Origin of the sequence: Levilactobacillus angrenensis (assembly GCF_003946085.1) — a bacterium.
GTDB classification, from domain to species: Bacteria; Bacillota; Bacilli; order Lactobacillales; family Lactobacillaceae; genus Levilactobacillus; species Levilactobacillus angrenensis.
In genome coordinates this window covers 1-15,728 of sequence record NZ_RHOB01000031.1, presented here as the reverse complement: position 1 = coordinate 15,728, position 15,728 = coordinate 1, and the positions used below count along the sequence as shown (strand labels likewise).

Annotated in this window: 19 protein-coding genes and 1 pseudogene; 2 read left to right on the top strand and 18 right to left on the bottom strand. The window is 41.2% G+C overall.

Going from position 1 to position 15,728, the window contains the following annotated elements:
- From EKM83_RS12350 to mobQ, 17 genes are all read right to left on the bottom strand, one after another.
- A partial coding sequence (locus tag EKM83_RS12350; protein ID WP_263853790.1) for a DNA topoisomerase occupies positions 1-928 on the bottom strand: 928 nt, incomplete at its 3' end.
- A 6-nt stretch (positions 929-934) separates the two neighbouring features.
- Positions 935-1,345: a hypothetical protein gene (locus EKM83_RS12345; protein ID WP_002825296.1), complete on the bottom strand. Its 411-nt coding sequence runs from the start codon at positions 1,343-1,345 to the stop codon at positions 935-937.
- 14 nt (positions 1,346-1,359) lie between these two features.
- Positions 1,360-2,217, bottom strand: coding sequence for a conjugal transfer protein TrbL family protein (locus EKM83_RS12340; protein ID WP_125577875.1), 858 nt, complete (start codon positions 2,215-2,217; stop codon positions 1,360-1,362).
- 5 nt (positions 2,218-2,222) lie between these two features.
- Positions 2,223-2,597 (bottom strand): hypothetical protein, encoded by a 375-nt coding sequence (locus EKM83_RS12335; RefSeq protein ID WP_125577872.1) that lies wholly within the window; start codon positions 2,595-2,597, stop codon positions 2,223-2,225.
- Positions 2,598-2,611: 14 nt separating this feature from the next.
- The gene (locus tag EKM83_RS12330) at positions 2,612-4,165 is read right to left on the bottom strand and encodes a VirD4-like conjugal transfer protein, CD1115 family (protein WP_125577870.1); all 1,554 of its coding nucleotides are present in this window, start codon (positions 4,163-4,165) and stop codon (positions 2,612-2,614) included.
- Between the two features lies 1 nt (position 4,166).
- The gene (locus EKM83_RS12325; RefSeq protein ID WP_008212995.1) at positions 4,167-4,637 is read right to left on the bottom strand and encodes a hypothetical protein; all 471 of its coding nucleotides are present in this window, start codon (positions 4,635-4,637) and stop codon (positions 4,167-4,169) included.
- A complete protein-coding gene (locus EKM83_RS12320; protein WP_125577868.1) occupies positions 4,638-5,006 on the bottom strand; it encodes a thioredoxin family protein in 369 nt (122 codons plus the stop codon). It lies immediately after the preceding gene.
- Positions 4,993-5,610 carry a SadB/YajI family lipoprotein gene (locus EKM83_RS12315; RefSeq protein ID WP_125577866.1) on the bottom strand — a complete coding sequence of 206 codons (618 nt, stop codon included), beginning with the start codon at positions 5,608-5,610 and terminating at the stop codon, positions 4,993-4,995. Before EKM83_RS12315 ends, EKM83_RS12320 begins: the two co-directional genes overlap by 14 nt.
- A 14-nt stretch (positions 5,611-5,624) precedes the next feature.
- The gene (locus EKM83_RS12310; protein ID WP_125577863.1) at positions 5,625-6,779 is read right to left on the bottom strand and encodes a phage tail tip lysozyme; all 1,155 of its coding nucleotides are present in this window, start codon (positions 6,777-6,779) and stop codon (positions 5,625-5,627) included.
- Positions 6,780-8,198, bottom strand: coding sequence for a type VII secretion protein EssB/YukC (locus EKM83_RS12305; protein WP_125577861.1), 1,419 nt, complete (start codon positions 8,196-8,198; stop codon positions 6,780-6,782).
- Positions 8,191-10,209 carry a VirB4 family type IV secretion system protein gene (locus tag EKM83_RS12300; RefSeq protein ID WP_125577859.1) on the bottom strand — a complete coding sequence of 673 codons (2,019 nt, stop codon included), beginning with the start codon at positions 10,207-10,209 and terminating at the stop codon, positions 8,191-8,193. Before EKM83_RS12300 ends, EKM83_RS12305 begins: the two co-directional genes overlap by 8 nt.
- Before the next feature lie 11 nt (positions 10,210-10,220).
- Positions 10,221-10,880, bottom strand: a complete 660-nt coding sequence (gene trsD, locus EKM83_RS12295) for a TrsD/TraD family conjugative transfer protein (protein WP_125577857.1) — start codon at positions 10,878-10,880, stop codon at positions 10,221-10,223.
- Complete coding sequence (locus EKM83_RS12290; RefSeq protein ID WP_060417621.1) at positions 10,849-11,211, bottom strand: hypothetical protein; 363 nt, start codon at positions 11,209-11,211, stop codon at positions 10,849-10,851. Before EKM83_RS12290 ends, trsD begins: the two co-directional genes overlap by 32 nt.
- A 20-nt stretch (positions 11,212-11,231) precedes the next feature.
- On the bottom strand, positions 11,232-11,570 hold the full coding sequence (locus tag EKM83_RS12285; RefSeq protein WP_056986310.1) for a CagC family type IV secretion system protein: 339 nt from the start codon (positions 11,568-11,570) through the stop codon (positions 11,232-11,234).
- A 1-nt stretch (position 11,571) separates the two neighbouring features.
- A complete protein-coding gene (locus EKM83_RS12280; RefSeq protein ID WP_125577855.1) occupies positions 11,572-12,186 on the bottom strand; it encodes a hypothetical protein in 615 nt (204 codons plus the stop codon).
- A gap of 38 nt (positions 12,187-12,224) precedes the next feature.
- Positions 12,225-12,563: a hypothetical protein gene (locus EKM83_RS12275; protein ID WP_125577853.1), complete on the bottom strand. Its 339-nt coding sequence runs from the start codon at positions 12,561-12,563 to the stop codon at positions 12,225-12,227.
- 52 nt (positions 12,564-12,615) lie between these two features.
- Positions 12,616-14,679, bottom strand: a complete 2,064-nt coding sequence (gene mobQ, locus EKM83_RS12270; protein ID WP_125577851.1) for a MobQ family relaxase — start codon at positions 14,677-14,679, stop codon at positions 12,616-12,618.
- Positions 14,680-14,950: 271 nt separating this feature from the next.
- Here mobQ and EKM83_RS12265 point away from each other — a divergent pair, with 271 nt between their 5' ends.
- Positions 14,951-15,163, top strand: coding sequence for a hypothetical protein (locus EKM83_RS12265; RefSeq protein WP_063488079.1), 213 nt, complete (start codon positions 14,951-14,953; stop codon positions 15,161-15,163).
- A 16-nt stretch (positions 15,164-15,179) separates the two neighbouring features.
- Positions 15,180-15,458 carry a hypothetical protein gene (locus tag EKM83_RS12260; protein WP_104368216.1) on the top strand — a complete coding sequence of 93 codons (279 nt, stop codon included), beginning with the start codon at positions 15,180-15,182 and terminating at the stop codon, positions 15,456-15,458.
- Here EKM83_RS12260 and EKM83_RS12255 read toward each other — a convergent pair.
- Positions 15,448-15,728, bottom strand: a pseudogene (locus EKM83_RS12255) (hypothetical protein); the annotation flags it as partial. The gene EKM83_RS12260 and the pseudogene EKM83_RS12255 overlap by 11 nt on opposite strands.

Here is a 15,728-nt window from a genome sequence, read left to right as displayed (position 1 = left end):
AGGTTTGGCTGGCACTGGCGTGATAACGTTTATTCATGGCACTTTGCAGACTGGATAGTGAGAATAGTTGGGGACTAGCACGCTTTTTAGCCTGTTTTTGGACGTCCTTGATTAAACCGCCCTGTGAGCCTTTCTGAACGTGTTTAGCTCGCATGAATGTCATTAGCCCTGATTCGTTTTTAAATCGCTGATAGGGGTCTAATTTGGCGTTGAATTTTTGCTGGTTCGCTGAAACTTCTGCTTGCAGCTCTAAATACGGTTCGGGTTTAAAGTTCTCAATGGCATTGTCTCTTTGATAAACCATATATAAAGTCGGGGTCTGCACACGGCCAATGGAGTACACACCGTTGACCCCCGCTTGATTCAAAAGAAGACTGTACAGTGGACTACCATTCATACCGATCAACCAATCACTAATTTGCCGGGTTTGAGCTTCTTTATAAGCCAAATAGTCTTTGTGCCAATCACCAAGATTTTTGAATCCAGTAATAATGGCGTCTTTTTCCAAGCTATTCAACCATAGCCGTTTAATGGTCTTCTTTTTAACGTCAATCTGGGCTTGGCTCATGATTGACCAGGCAATATTGGAGCCTTCCCGACCACTATCGGTGGCAACAATAATGGTATCGGCCTTCGTTAACAGGTCTTTGACGACCTTGAATTGATCTTTTTTACTAGCTGACACCACAAACTTGTATTTATCGGGAAAAATCGGTAAATTAGATAAGGCCCATTGCTGATATTTCTGATCATATTTATCCGGTGTGGCTAGTTCAACTAAATGTCCGAGACCATACGTGACAAGCGTATTTTCGGGCAAAACAGGGTCGCTAACCGTATAGTAACCCTGTTTTTTTGTGCTCTTTTGAAAGGCTTGAACGTATGAACGGGCTTGACTAGGTTTTTCAGCTAAGATAACAGTGGTCATGTTCGTTCACTCCTTGTGATTAAGTTTTTGATCTAATTCTGTTTTACCTTGTTCAGCCGCTTTCAACCAAGTTTCACGGCGCAATTCTTGTTGTTGCTCTATCGATTGTTGCTTCAAATAATGTTGATACCGGTTGATGGCTTTGAGATCTGCATAGGCTGACCAACGGAATAATAAGCCACCCAGCAGTAAAACTAAGGCCATTAGCGCAGTTCCTAAAAAATCGGTATGGTTCGCCGTGAAAAGCTCTTGGTATAAATCCATTAACATGAGGTAAATTCCCATTATATAGAAGACCATGCTAACTAAGTTATCAAAATAGTAAGACAGCTTAGTCCGCCGTGAAGGTGTTGCAAAAGGGTCGGTTCGCATATCTTTTTTGGCTTTTTCCAATAACCAGTGTGCGATTTTCTTCATAACTATTTTTCCTCCTAGTGGTTACGGAAATAATTTTGAAACATTCTCATGGCACCCATACCAGCACTTTTAGTCACACCGGTTGAAGCCCAAAAGTCTTTAACGGCGTCAGGTGTTTTGACCACCAGAAAACCGAATCCGATTGAAGCAATAAAAGCAATAAACCCGTATTTAGCCATATTAGTGAAACACCACACTGATAATGACATACAAAGCACCTGGCTAATAATGGAGGCGTTGTAATAAATGTACTTCTTCCACCACGTACCACTATAATCAAAGCTTTCAGTCGCCATGCTCATTGCAGCTAAAGGAATTGTCAGGTTATACCACGCCATATCAGCCACAAACACACACATTTTGATAAAGAACACGACGGTTACGACAGTGAAGATTAGCAGAAACAAAATCTGTAAGGGTAGCGAAATGCCAACATCTTTTAGCCCAGGAACTTTATTCATGCCGGTAATTGATTTAGCAGTGAATTTCTGATCAGAACTAAACATATACTTTAGCAGGGGCAAGGTAATTGAACCTTGAATAAAGCCCTGTAAAAACACGAAAACCGGAATCACGGCCGCTGATTTAATCCCGTCCATGATGATATTAGCCCAAGTAACATCGGTACTTTCATCTGCCTCTTTTAGAATTGTCATCACAATGCGGCCAAGGACGACCACAACGACTAACGATGTCGCAAAGGACAGGAAGATGGCATACCACGTTTTAACAATTGGCAAGCTTTGATTGGCTTGGTCAATAATGGCCTTGCAGATGTTGAATAAGCCGTCCAACAAACCAGACAGTGCCCATTCAAAAAACTTAGCAATCGCTCCCTGAACCAGTCCTGAAATATCACCTAAAACAAACATATCTATCACTTCCTTTTTTGCAATTCAAAGCTTCCTAATCCGTCATCTGCTTTGGCAGTTTTATTTATTGCTTTAGCTTTATAACCATCGCTAATTTGAGTTAATTCAAATTTTTGATTCTTCTCATCATCAGTATTTACTTTTAAATATTCTTTACCAGAAGTATTACTGACTGAATAATTAGCATTTACATTCATCAAGGGGCTTTCAATAATCATTGTTTTTTTATTAAATTGGGTTTTATAGCTTTGTCCTTTTTGGTTGAGATACCATTTATTACTTTGCAAATCTTGTGCTGTAGACTTCCCACAAGCGGTAAGACCAACAACAATCAGCAACACTGTCATCACAACGATTATATATTTCCGATATTTTTTCATTAATATGTCCTCCATTATCCAAGTAAGTTGTTATCGTCGTCCTCTTCTGGCTCATCTGTTTGACTATCTTTATTTGAAACCCTCTCTAAGTCACTGTCTAGGTTGTCCTGCTGTTGCTCCTCCTCTGTTTGAGACATCTTGTTTGCGGCTTTTTTTTGAGCAGTCTCCTTTAATTTTGCTTTCCATTTCGCTACTCTTTGATGAAAGTTGGTTTCCTGGCTGGCTTCTGGTTGGCCTTGATACTCATTCTGTGACAAGTTAACCAAATGATCGGCTCCTGGAAATAGTTTAAATTGGAACGCTTTTGTCGCTTTGACTGGTCGCGCATTGCTAAAGATTAATAAGCTCTGATCTTCGGGCATACGCATAATTTCATCGGGTGTCATGAGTGAACGGCTCGTATAGCTATAACTATCGCTCTTGCTGTGACTTTCTTCCTTGCTATGACTGGTACTCTCACTACCCGTTTCCACTTTCACAGTTGATTTTCCTAACAGATCACTAAAGTATTTAGCGGTCACATCATTAGCGGCATTCAAGCAAATCTTAACGGCATGATTTCCTAAGATACTCTCGGCCTTATCCTTGCCATACAAAGCTTGGAGCTGGGTTAAGGTCTGACAAATGGTCGTCACGCCAATACCGTACCCCCGACAGGTAGCTAAAAATTCTTCATATTTTGGGAATTTTCCTAAGTTGACAAATTCATCAAGGATAAAGTCGACTTGGTGGGGCAATTTAGCGTGATGATCGGCGGCTAATTTGTATAATTCATCAAATAATTGTGAGAAAAACAGATTGATGAAGCTTTCATAGGTATTATCCATGACCGGAATAATCACATACAGTACTACTTTGGCTTTGCCAATCTCTTTTAAATCAAAGTCTGAAAAGCTGGTAAAATTGGCCACTTCTTTGTCAACAAACTTCGAAATGGTCGCCAACAGGCTTTCAATAATGCTGGCTTTCATTTCTCCTTTAGCCTTTTTGAAACCTAACTCATAAGCGCGTCTCGCTGGATCAGTCATAGTTAGATCAAGAAACAAGGTATCTAGCGGACTATCCGCACCCTTTTCCTCGGCTTCAACGTCATTTTCTTGTAAGACCTGCGTTACGCCCGCCAAATTTCGTTGCTCTGGTGACCGGTGGTTCATGACAAACAGGATTAGTGCCTTCAAAAGTTGCCGTTGGGTACTGAACCACACATCTTTTTTACCTTCGGCATTTTCACTTTGCACGATCTTTGTTGCCACGGTTTCGGCTTGAATATCGCGCTGAATATAATCAAAGGGATTGTAGCGGTCACTGTGCGCCATGTTGGCAAAATTGACGACATGTACTTGATAGCCTTGAGCTAGTTTGATACCGGCCGTCTTTTCGTATAATTCACCTTTCGGATCGGTCACGACAATGCTGTTCTCCGTTTCGTTAAACAGGTTGGTAATGACGACTGATTGGGTCTTATATGATCCAGGTCCCCCAACCACAAAGATATTCCGATTGGGTTTGGTGCTGTTATTCTGGTAAACAATCCGTTTATCCACGATCCCTAAAATCGTCCCATTCATGTTAATCTCCCCCTTTCGCTGACTTTTCTCGATCCACTAATGATTTGAGAATTTCCGCCTTGGTACTCTTGTTAAATGCTGTGGTGAGGTCTTTGGCATTGATACTAAAGTAATGGTCACTCAATTCTTTTAAATTCCCCCAGGTCGCACTCCCGTGGGTTTCAGTGTCCGCAGTTTCCCACGCTTTGTGCTTGCTATTGCGTTTCAAAGCAAAATAAATGGTGTATAGGACCACAGCGATACTGACGATAATTAATACCGGGTTCTTTTGACCCAAATACAAGTTGTAATAGTGCCAGGGGTGCAAGGCTAATTGTTTTAATACGGTTGGCATATGATCCGCAAAAGTTAGCTTATAGTGCGACAAGGCCATGACTGATCCAGCTAAAATCTCCGCTAAATACAAGCCAATGATTAGCGTTAGTAGATATGGCCAGCTGACTTTAACGCTGTTTAATAATTTGTCTTTCATCTAATCACCTACTATCTGTTTAATCCTTTGTTGGTTGGTACCGGAGTATTGTTGCTTGCCATGGATCAAGGTTGGTACTGACGTTAATTGATATTTTTGAATGTAATGCCGATTCTGCGGTTGGTTCATGTTAATCAAGACGATGTCGTGACTGATTGCGTTGTGCCAATAAATCTGATGAAAAATAGCTTGGCAATCCGGGCAATCATCGCGATAGAAGAACAACACTTTTTTAGGGTGCTTAGCCAGCGTCACAACTGTTTTCTCTTTCTCAACATGGTTCACATAGCTATGACCTGCAAAGCCTAATACTGCAAGTATCACCACGATCACCGCTAGGGCTTTGCTTACTTTTTTAATCAAGGTCACTCGCTTTAAAACTGTTCCCAAGATTCTGTATATCAGTGATTCGATCCGTGGTGGTATCGAAAGTCACTTGATAAAGTACCGTCGCCTTTTGCCAGTCGTTGTCGCCACTCTTACTTTCGTAACTGACAACGGCCAAGCCTTTCATATTTTGCCCCTGCTTACTTTGCGTATACAGGTTCAGTTGATTTAACTTAGCTGAAACACTATTGCTATCACCATACGTGCCCTTATTTGAAAAGTATTGCTGATATAGCTTGTCGGAAATCAAGTCTTTCACGCCATCTTTACGCTGTCCGTAGGTCTTGGGCTTAAAGTTGTTCATGACCTTAAAGAACTTGGTGACTACCGTATTAAAGCTAAGTTCAGCCTGACTTTTGTCTTTATTATTTTGGTAGGTCTTATAACTGTCAATTTGGGTGCTCAATAACTGCTTTTGTTGGTTGGTTTTAGTCAATTGCTGGTTAACTTGGCGCTTCTGTTTTTGTAGCCGACTAATCTGTTGTTGCGCCTGCTTAACTTGGCTATGTTGATAGGCATTCGTTCCTAATGACATAATTAAGATCAAACTACCAAGTGCAATACTTAAAACCACGCTACGCTTCATTTGTTGGTTCCTCCTTACTTCTTGATTGGCCGGGCTAACGTTACATCGCTACCACTTAGTAAGCTATAAAAGGCGGTGCCAAAGGTGCTTTCGTTAACCTTGTCGCCTACGCCACCTTGTTCAATGATTTTGGTGGCTTTGCCTTGCCATTTGCCTAGCAGAATGGCAGTATGGCCGTTGTTTCCGGCTCCCGCACCTTGATTGACGATGACAATATCGCCGGCTTTCGCGTCATTTTCACTGATCTGTTTCAGATATTGATGGCTGCCTTTGGCGTCACTGGCCATCGTGCCGGTAAACCAGCCCATGTTGGCCGGTACCTTGTAACCAGCTTTATTAAGCGCTAACCAGACAAAGCCCGAACAATCAGTTCCACCAGTTTTGCTGGGATTCTTTAAATCACTGCCTAAATTGGGGCTGGGGTGGGTTTGAACATAGTAGAAATCGCCTTTCATACTTTCCGCGTTTTTAACAATGCTGCCACCGGAATAGCTCGGGTCACTATCACAACCTAACTCGGTCAGATCGCCGGAACTCGCATTGTCTAACGTATTACCGGCCACGGGATCACTCGCCCCGAACACGGAATACCAATGATCGCCATAACCGTATCTTTGGCTTAAATACCATTGTTCCGGGTTTTTGCTCATGCCTTCATAATCCATTAACCAGGCTTTGGTCGCTTTGTGCACGTCCGTATATTTAAAGATCTGCTTGTTTGACGCATAGTAACTACTGTTCAATTCTTGGTCGAGATAGTCCAACTGCACCCCGAGATTGGTTGCTGATTTGTTTTCTTTGTGGGCTAAGTCCTCCAACTTATCTTTTCGGCCACCTAACCACTGGGCTAAGCCCGTAGCCCCGGAACTGGAATTAACGGACTTAGGATCAAGGCGACTTTCTAGTTGTAAGACCCCCAAGATACCGGCTGCCGCTTGTGGGGTGGCACCATACTTTTGTTTCCAGTGGGCATAGATGTTTTTGGCATTTTCCGTCATGCTCTTACTATCTAATTGCGTTTCTGTGGTCGTTGAATTATCACAACTGTTTTCTTGCAATTGACCAGTAAGCGCGGCAATTAGCAAGATGATTAGCAGAAGGGCGCCACCCACAATATAAGCAATCAATTTCCACTTCTTTTTCTTATATTCAAATGACAATACCTGCATTTAATCACCCACTTTGTGCTTGGCCTGATCGACTTGTTTTTGCGCTGCTGATTGGTCACTCTGCGCGTTCTTTAAGTCCGACTTAGCCGAATCCACCTTCTTGTCTTTGTCCTTATCTTTACTGCCATCAATCTTGTTGGCGTCATCTAACTTCTTTTGGGCGTCGCTAACTTCGTTCTTAGCGGCATTGAGACTTAACAAGGCTTTTAAATACTTAGCTTTAGGACTGTTCACGCCGGCTAACTTGGTTTGGACAGTCTGGGCGTCTTGCGTATCATTATGGGCGAGGAAAGCTTGTCCCATTCTCAATAAAACATCAGCGTTCGTCGTAAAGGATAATTGGTTATTAAGCGTATTGGTATCATAATTAACAATCGCTTTTTCGAGTTTCAATTGATCTTTTTGCTTGCTCGTTGCCTGAGTTGGTAACTGCCAATCGGCCACTTGACTGCTATCTTGGTTGGCATGAGCCGCATTAACAACCTTGTTCAACTGACTTGGGTCAACGTTTAAGGCTTGCTGGTACTGACGATGCTTTAAAAAGACACTGACTTGCTTAGCTGAAGGATAGCCGGCCCGTTTCATATCTTGTTGCGCTTCCGACCACTTATGATCATTTAAAGCGGTTTGAATTTGACCGCTATATTTTAATCGCGTGACCTGGGCTTGGTTCTGGTTAGCTAAGCTTTGATATTGCCGTTCGTCACTTTTATGGACTAAGCTGACGGCCAAAACGGCCACAATCGCCACCCCGGCCATACTCAACCATAAACGTTGTTTGGTTTTCTGCTGGGCCGTTTCAACTTCCTGCCATTCGTGATAGCTCACAAAATCCTCAATGCCGTTAACCACTTCCGTTAACTCATTTAACGACGTAGCTTTAGCCACTTGTTGTAAATAGTCATCTGGGTGTTTGGCCAAGGCTTCTTGGGGATTGCTTAGTAGCCGTTCATAGGGCGTCCCCGTCAAGCAAAACAGAATCAGTGCTTTGTATTTGGCTAAATTGCTATGTTTATCATCATAAGGCATGAGTTCATTGGCCCGGTAGGCGTACCAAACATGTTGCATGGGGTAATACCACAGGTTGGCTGGGTTCAACGCAATGTGATACTGACTATCGTTAACCACATGTTGCGCCACAATTTCTTTGGCAATTGCTGACCGGATTGCCTTATTTTCATGTGGTAAATTCTTTAATGATCTGACCTTATCTGGCAAGGTATAAGTTAAAACAACCTTCTGGTCTTGCTCAACCACGTTGACTAACTGCAAGAAATTGGCATCAGCTTCCTTTAATTCGTTTAGCTCACTCAACTGGTCATATCGAAATTGATTGTGATTGAGTTCGAGGATCAACTTGTTTCCTTGCCGTTTGAAAGTCCCAACCTCGATATTTAATAGTTGGTTTGATTTACTCATTTAAAGTCCCTCCTTCCTCCTCGGTGGTAGTTAAAGCGTCAATTTCACTGGGAGTTAAGATCACGCGCTTTTGATAATCCGGTTGTCCGGCTGTCTCACGATTGTATTTTTCTTGGTAAGCTTCTGGGTCGATTAGCCGTAGTTCTTCTTCGGTCAACTCGACACGCATAAAGGCGCGTTGGCTACCATAGATCATCAGGGCTTCGCCTTGTCTACGGCGTTCTAGTAGCTTCTTTTCTTTATCCGAGAACGTCATACGCAATTTGGTAATCACATCATCAACGCCTTTACCGTCAAGACCAAAGAACACTTTGGTGTAGGAGTTCCCAATAATGGCTTCACCAATGTTCTGCCCGGTATCTGTCGTGCCTTCGATCACATCTTGAATTTGCTGCGTTCCAGCAATGGCCCCGGCATTGTATTTTCTAAAACGTTTGTAGGCTTGATGGAAAAAGGTGGCGGCCGCTTTATGCAAGGTCAAAAAGTGAAATTCATCGACAAACAATTTCTTGCGGCTATGCCGATCTTTGGTAATTTCGTCCCATAGATACTGGAAAGTATTCAGATAAGCCGCTGATTGGACTTCCTGTTCACTTTGTAGTGGTTTTAGATCAAAAGAAATGATCTTCCCCTTTAAGTTGACGTTGGTGTGCCCGTCAAATAGGCTGTTAGAGCCATGGGTATAACTACCTAAGATGTAGTAGAAGTCTTTAACCCGACTGAATTTGTCTGCGTCCTTATCTGCCAGTTTTTCCAATTCGTCATAAACGTTGGATAGGGTCGGCCACTGATCGTCTTTAATCTCTTTTAAGCGGCTGTATTTCAAAACACCACTGTTGACGTAGGCCTGTTTAACGACATCATCAAGAATTGCCAGCTCAACTTGGGTAATCCCGGCTTTAAGGACTTCAAAGAACCCTTTTAATCGCTGGATTTTATCTTTAACTAGTAAATCAAGGTTTGTGACCGCTTCATCGGCGCTTAGGATTTCTTCGGAGAAAATTTGTAGCGGATTAATTTTGTACTTCGCATTAGAAGTTAGGTGCAAGACTGCGCCACCTAAGGCTTCGACAATCTTGGTATATTCATTTTCTGGATCAATAATGTAGAGTTGATAGTCTTGAATGGCGTAGCGTAGGATTTTCTGAATCATATAGGTGGTCTTGCCGACCCCCGAGGTCCCGATAATCACTTGATTTTGATTTAGGGTCTTGTTGCGATCCAGCATATCTACGGCAATTAAGCTGTTGGTATCTTTGTTAACTCCTTCAATATCGCTTCTCGGCTTTAAGTCCAGAATTTCAGCGTCATCAAAAGGAAACATACTGCTGGCGACTTCGGTATTACTCTCTTTATAGGTGTAATCCCCCATGAGGTTCTCGTTAATTGGCATGGTTGACCAAAATGCTTGGAAAGTCGCTTTAACGGGCACTAAGGGCTTCATCTGTATCTTAATCAAGGTGTTCTTGACGTTTTCGGTTAAATCGTCTAGTTCTGCTAAACTGTTGGCCCGCAGATAAATCAGCATATGTTGGTACACAAATGTGGTAGAATTATCGAGGTATTTATCTAGTTGCATGTTGGCTGAATCAATATAATTTTGCAGAATCTTCTTTTTATACGGGTCGAACGTATTTAACTTCTGCGCTTCCTTATTTTGAATCGTCTTCTTGTAATAGGTAATCATTGAATTATTACTGGCGCTGTCGATATATTGCACAATATCGATAACGCCTTTTTTACGCTTTAATTCTGATAACCAGTTGCCATACACCCGCTTGGGATAGTCAGCAATCGCTAACACCCGAATAAAATTCTCCCCCGACTGGACGTAGGTGGGGTACTGTTCCCAGCTAAACGGGAATAGTGAATGCAAGCTATCGCGATCAATCAGTTTGGTAAAATCCTCAACCTCCGGTTTGGGCTTACTACCCGTTTGGTCGCTGTTGCCTTGGTTATGCTCTTTTTTAGTTGGCATAAATAAATCAATGACCTTATCACCAAAACTCATACTGTTGCCCCCTATCCATTAAAATTGATCAAGTTCTTTAAAATCTCTTGGACTTCTTGACTGGTCAAAACTTTGGCCGTCACATCAAAATCCGTTAACGCATTTTCAATGTCTCGTTTAACCTGTTCGATCTTTTCGTCTAAATGAGTGACGGCTAAGTTTAAGCTTTTAACGCTCTTGTCTTTAATCGGTACCTTAACGATTAGTAGATGTTGCTTAGTTGTCATGTTTTTGGATTCCTGGACTTTAGTAAAGTGGTCCAAATAACTGGCTATGAGTTGGATTTTGAACTGTTGCTCCGAGTGATCTTTTTGTAAGGCGAGATACCGCCGTTTGAGGCCATTGAGATAAGCCGTCATATTGACGGGAATCGTCGGTTCTAAGAACTGTAATGTGTCATCAACACCTTCACCCAAGGTACTCATAAGAAACGCGCCATAGTCCTCAAAGACGTCCTGTTGTTCGGTTTCATTAAGTAGATCAAGGTTGATCCCACTAACTTCCAAAATGCCAACGAGATTACCTGTCTTGGTAACTTCGTAATTACCATACATACCCACCACCAAGCTCATGTCATCAATGGTCTCTTTGCCACCATTGATTTTAGGTGGTTGGTAATCCCAATCTAGTTTCGCTGATTTATTGGTGGTTTTGCTCTTCTTCAAACGCATTTAGTTCACCTCGCTTCTTCGGTTTCAAATAAAACAGTTTCTGACCATTGGCATAGCGGCGTTTCAACTTAAAGTTATCCCGCACTTTAATATTCTTCCGCGCCGCAACTGGCCTAATTGTTAAAATAGCCATGACAATCGTCATGGCTAAGACAACAATCACTATTTTTATCAGGACTAAGATCAGGCCATAGGGTGGGATCGCAATAAAAATTAAGCCCACTAGTCCTGCCAGCGCCGCATAGCCAAAATCCTTCAAGGTGTAGTCTTTCCAGATCCCGTAATCTTTATCTACGTTCTCTGGGAAGATAAATTCTTTTCCTTTCTTCATTTGGCAGGCTCCTTTTTAAATTAAGTGAATAGGCTGTAAACCCAAGGTAATAGCCAGATAATCGCTGCCGCTAAGGCCACTAAACCAGCCACCCGACCAACCGCGTGATAAACTTCTGATTTCTCTCGCGGATCGTCTGCGTCAGGCATTCTTTTGATAATAATAAATAGCGCGACACAAATCCCAACTAAAACGACCAAACCAGTTAAAATACCTTGAATCGTCTTACCAGCGCTGGTTAGCTTGCTTTTAACTTCGCCACCGTCCGCCGCCAAAACAACCTGGGCGTTCATTAAGCCCAAATAAATCGCAGTAGCTCCAGTAGTTGCTAGCGCTTTCATTTTTCTGTATTTTGACATGTTATTCCTCCTTCCTATCGTCTTCTGATGTTCGTAATTGAATTTGTTCTGCCTGCGTTTCTTCTGGCTCACGCTGATAGAACTTGTTCAATTGTTCCTCGGCAATTTGCTGGCTTGGTAATGGGTCGGTGGCTAATCTGACGTGGCCATTTTCACTCGTGGCTAAGTAATACTCTTTTTCTGACTGGCCTAACTCTTGGGTCTCTAGGACATGCAAGTTATGTTCATAACGGCCTAAGGCGTTATCAACTTCTAAGCCATAGAAGCCTAAGAAACCTTCCAGGAAACTCTCACCAAAAAAGGTCATTTCATTTCTGATCTGCTTATATTGATGGGTCGGTTTGTCACTCACCAATTTTTCGGCCTTTTTAGCATTTTGACTGTCTTGATGGCGATTAAACCAGCCCCTAAGTTTTAATGGCGGCGTTTTTAGCTGACGTTTAACCGTCTTCTTAATCATGGCTCGGCGAACTTCGTCGATTGGCTGGCCGTCTTGATCTAAAATTGCTTGTAGCTGTTTTTGATCGGTTAATGCTTGGTCATTATCAACCACAATCGCCTTTTGATCATCATGAACTAGCTTGCCATTAATGCCTTGCCAGCTTTCTACTTTCATTGGATCACCTCCTTATGTTGTTTGTTGGGTTAGAAATATTAAACAACTAGCTTTCCCCTAACCCGCCCGGTAAAATGGATTATTAGGAGGGTGACACCTAGAGGGCGTATTTCTAGGTGCTGATCCCCGTTAGCAACTCTACTGCTGACGAGGACGCCCTCTTTTTTTATGTGATTTTTAACCCACTCTATCCCTTCATCAGATATTAATTTATTGGTACCTGAACCAAGCAAAAATTGATCAGGAAACTCTGGATGTCGTTTGATCCAGTTGCTGACATAATTTCGGCCACGCCCCAGCTTGTGATTAGCTTGCGTTACGCTGTACCATTCCTGATTGCCTGTCACATGTAAGTTCTCCTTTCTTAATTTAGTCATAATTTAACATCAAAAGGTGTAACTTACACCATTTATTTTGTTTACATTTAGGTTACAAGTGCCTGCCCCCATCTTCATGCCGGTTTCGAGTTTGGTGTTGCCGCTGCTTTTTCGTCATTTCCCACTCAGTCTCTTTTAAGCCGCGTGCCTGTCTTTGTCGTTCGTAATCTTCATCATGGGCATATAGGGCGGTCATGATTGCGTTACTAAAGGCTGTCTTTAAGTAGTAGCTTGGACTAACTGGCTTGTAATTTAGCGGTTGATAATGTCCAATATTTACTTTTCTATACTGATCGTCCTTGGCTTGTTGCTTTTTTAACTGCTTTTGGATTTTCTCGATCTGACTGTTCTTAATCGTTGGATCAGCTTTGCATTCGCCAAAAAAGAGTTGTTTAGTGCCATCATGCTTTAAAACCCGTTGTAAGTGATGATTTTCTAACTGATCTAAGCTAAGCTGTCCCGATAAATAAGCTAGTCCTTGTTGATGTTCTTGGGGACTGAACACCTGTGGTGGATTTGCTTGCCACTGTTCAATTGTTTCAGCCTGACATGGCTTTAAAACAGGATCATAGTACATCACGGCTGTATAGGCTTGTTCCTGTTTAATCATTGGTAATTCATTAAAATTGCCGTTAGGAAAGGCTCTTCTTAAAACTTCCTGGTATTGGGTTTGAATAACTTGCTTAACAGCCATGATTGTTCGCAAATCTTTGACTGCGCGAGTAATCTTTTGCTGCTCGGTTGGTGAATACTTTTCTAGTAGACCTTGATCAACGTGTTCTAGACTTTCTAAGCTATCATCATGAATCATCAGCGTATATTTAAGCTCGATTTTGACTTCCTTTTCTTGTTGCATTAATAACTTCCAGCCAACGTATGGCCGTTTGGTAAAGGTCAATAATTGTTTGGCCAACAAATCATCACGAATGTTCATTAAACGTTCGTTTAATTCACTGCCTTTGAAAATCGTTTGTTCACTATTAGTTTCTTTAATCAATTCCCGTCGTTCAGCCGCGGTTGTCTGTTCAAAATCAAGCTCTGGATAAAGTTTTTTAGTCGTGCGATCAACTATTTTATTTAAGAGCTCATCTGCTTTTTTTAGTGAACTTTCTTGTTGGTTAATTGTCAATAATTGCTTAGTGACATCTTCACCAACAGCGTGCTTAATTAAGGTACTGTTTTTCCAATTAAATAGCATGCGCCGTTTATCATCTAAGTTCTCCAAACTGATATAAGTTTTCAGTTCATGGCTTAACTCTTTAACTACCCGTTTTTCATTAAACGAGAAGTGTTTACTTAGGCTATCTAAATGACCTCTATTGATTACTTTTTCTTGGTTGTTTTTATAACTGGCTTTGGCCTTGCGATAGTTCTTAACTTGTTGGTTAAATTCTTTTCTTTCATGCCGCTTACTATTGATTCCCTCATGTTGAGTTGGTGTATCATCTATTCCCTCCTCGATAAATGCTTTTTCGCTGATCCGATCGGAAATATTTTTTTGCTCTAAAACTTGATTTACACTAACCGCCCAATTGTGCCGCCATTGATTGATTTTTTCTTTTTTATCCCAATCAACTAACCACACCTTTCTTGATCTTGGGAAACGACTATTTCCTGTATAAGTCTTGTTCCCATTTTCGTCTAATATATTTTCTCGTTTACTTTTCAATCCCCACGTTCCGTCTGGGTTAAATGGACGGTTAGTTAACATCACATGAGCGTGCGGATTATCTGGGTGATCTCTATGAATTGCCACATCAGCAACCATACCTTCATCAACAAAATTTTCTTGTACATATTTTGTCAATAATTCTTTCTGTTCATCTTCACTTAATTCAACTGGTAGAGCCACGTTAAACTCTTTAGCATACCGTGAGTTTGCTCGACGGTCTTTTCTTTCAACTTCGTTCCATAATTTCTCTCTATCACTCGCCCATTCTGGCGCATTCTTTGGTGTTAAAATAAAGCTTTCTGGCATAACCGACCGAGCATAAAAATAACTTCGACCTTCTTTTTGATCGAATAATTTTTCGCCACTTCGATAACTTGCTCCAGCAATTGCACTTCTTCCTTTTACAGCACTAATATTACTAAAGCTCATGTGAAAAATTGCCATGTCGGTCACCACCTTTCTTTGGGTTTATGGGTTTGATTTTTTTGTCGCCAACGGCGACTTCTAATACAAGTGTTTAGCACAATAACACAACCAACTTTAGTTGTTGTGTGTAAGTGCGCATTGACCTCGTTTCACTCGGTCTTCTGATTCCCTTATATTTACTGTTAGTGTACGCCTCACGCTTCGCTTTTTCAACATTTATGTTGACTTAGATTGATTCAGGTGTTATTATCTTTATTAATTATATATAAATTTGACAGGAGGAGTTAAGATGACCCAATCGGCATTGGAAAAACAAGAAGCTAAATTAAAACAGCTTAATCAAAGGATCAAAGCTGAAAAAAGTAAGATTGAACAAAACCTTGGCAAGCAAATTATTAAAACATCAAATTTAGATTACGCCGATTTGTCCAATCAAAAGATTAAAGACCTCGCGCAAAAAATAGCAACGGTTTTAAACCATGAGTCAAATAACCAATTGTAACTAAGTGGTGATAATGATGGCTAATCAATACGAAAAATTGGTTGCGCAAAAAGCTCGTTTGAAAGAGAAAATGGATCGGGAAGATTTTAAATTACGACAATCCAAATACTATGAAAATCGGCAAGCCCGTAAAGCCCGTTCCCGGCGGTTAATTCAAAAAGGTGCCTTGTTAGAAAAATACTTTCAAGCGGATAAGCTATCGGTCGAGCAAACCGAAGATCTTTTAAAAATGTTTGCCGATTATGTTAACGCCCATAAACCGGATAAATTAAAAAACGATCAACCTAATAACTAGGCCGATCGTTTTTATTTTCAGGATTGTTTTTTGGCTTAATTTCTGGATTGTGTTTAGCAAAGTCTTTTAACTGTTTTTGAATTATTTGTGTAAGCTCTGCTTTAATTTCTTTGTGCTTCCCTTTACTTGATCGCTGTTGAATTATCTTTTGACCCTTACCTCTTCTTTTTGATTTTAGGTCAAGCGTAAAATCTGAAATTTTATTTTGATCTAGCTTACTTAAATGACCGATTTCTTTAAAGTTTAAACCGGCTTTGGGAAAGCGATAAA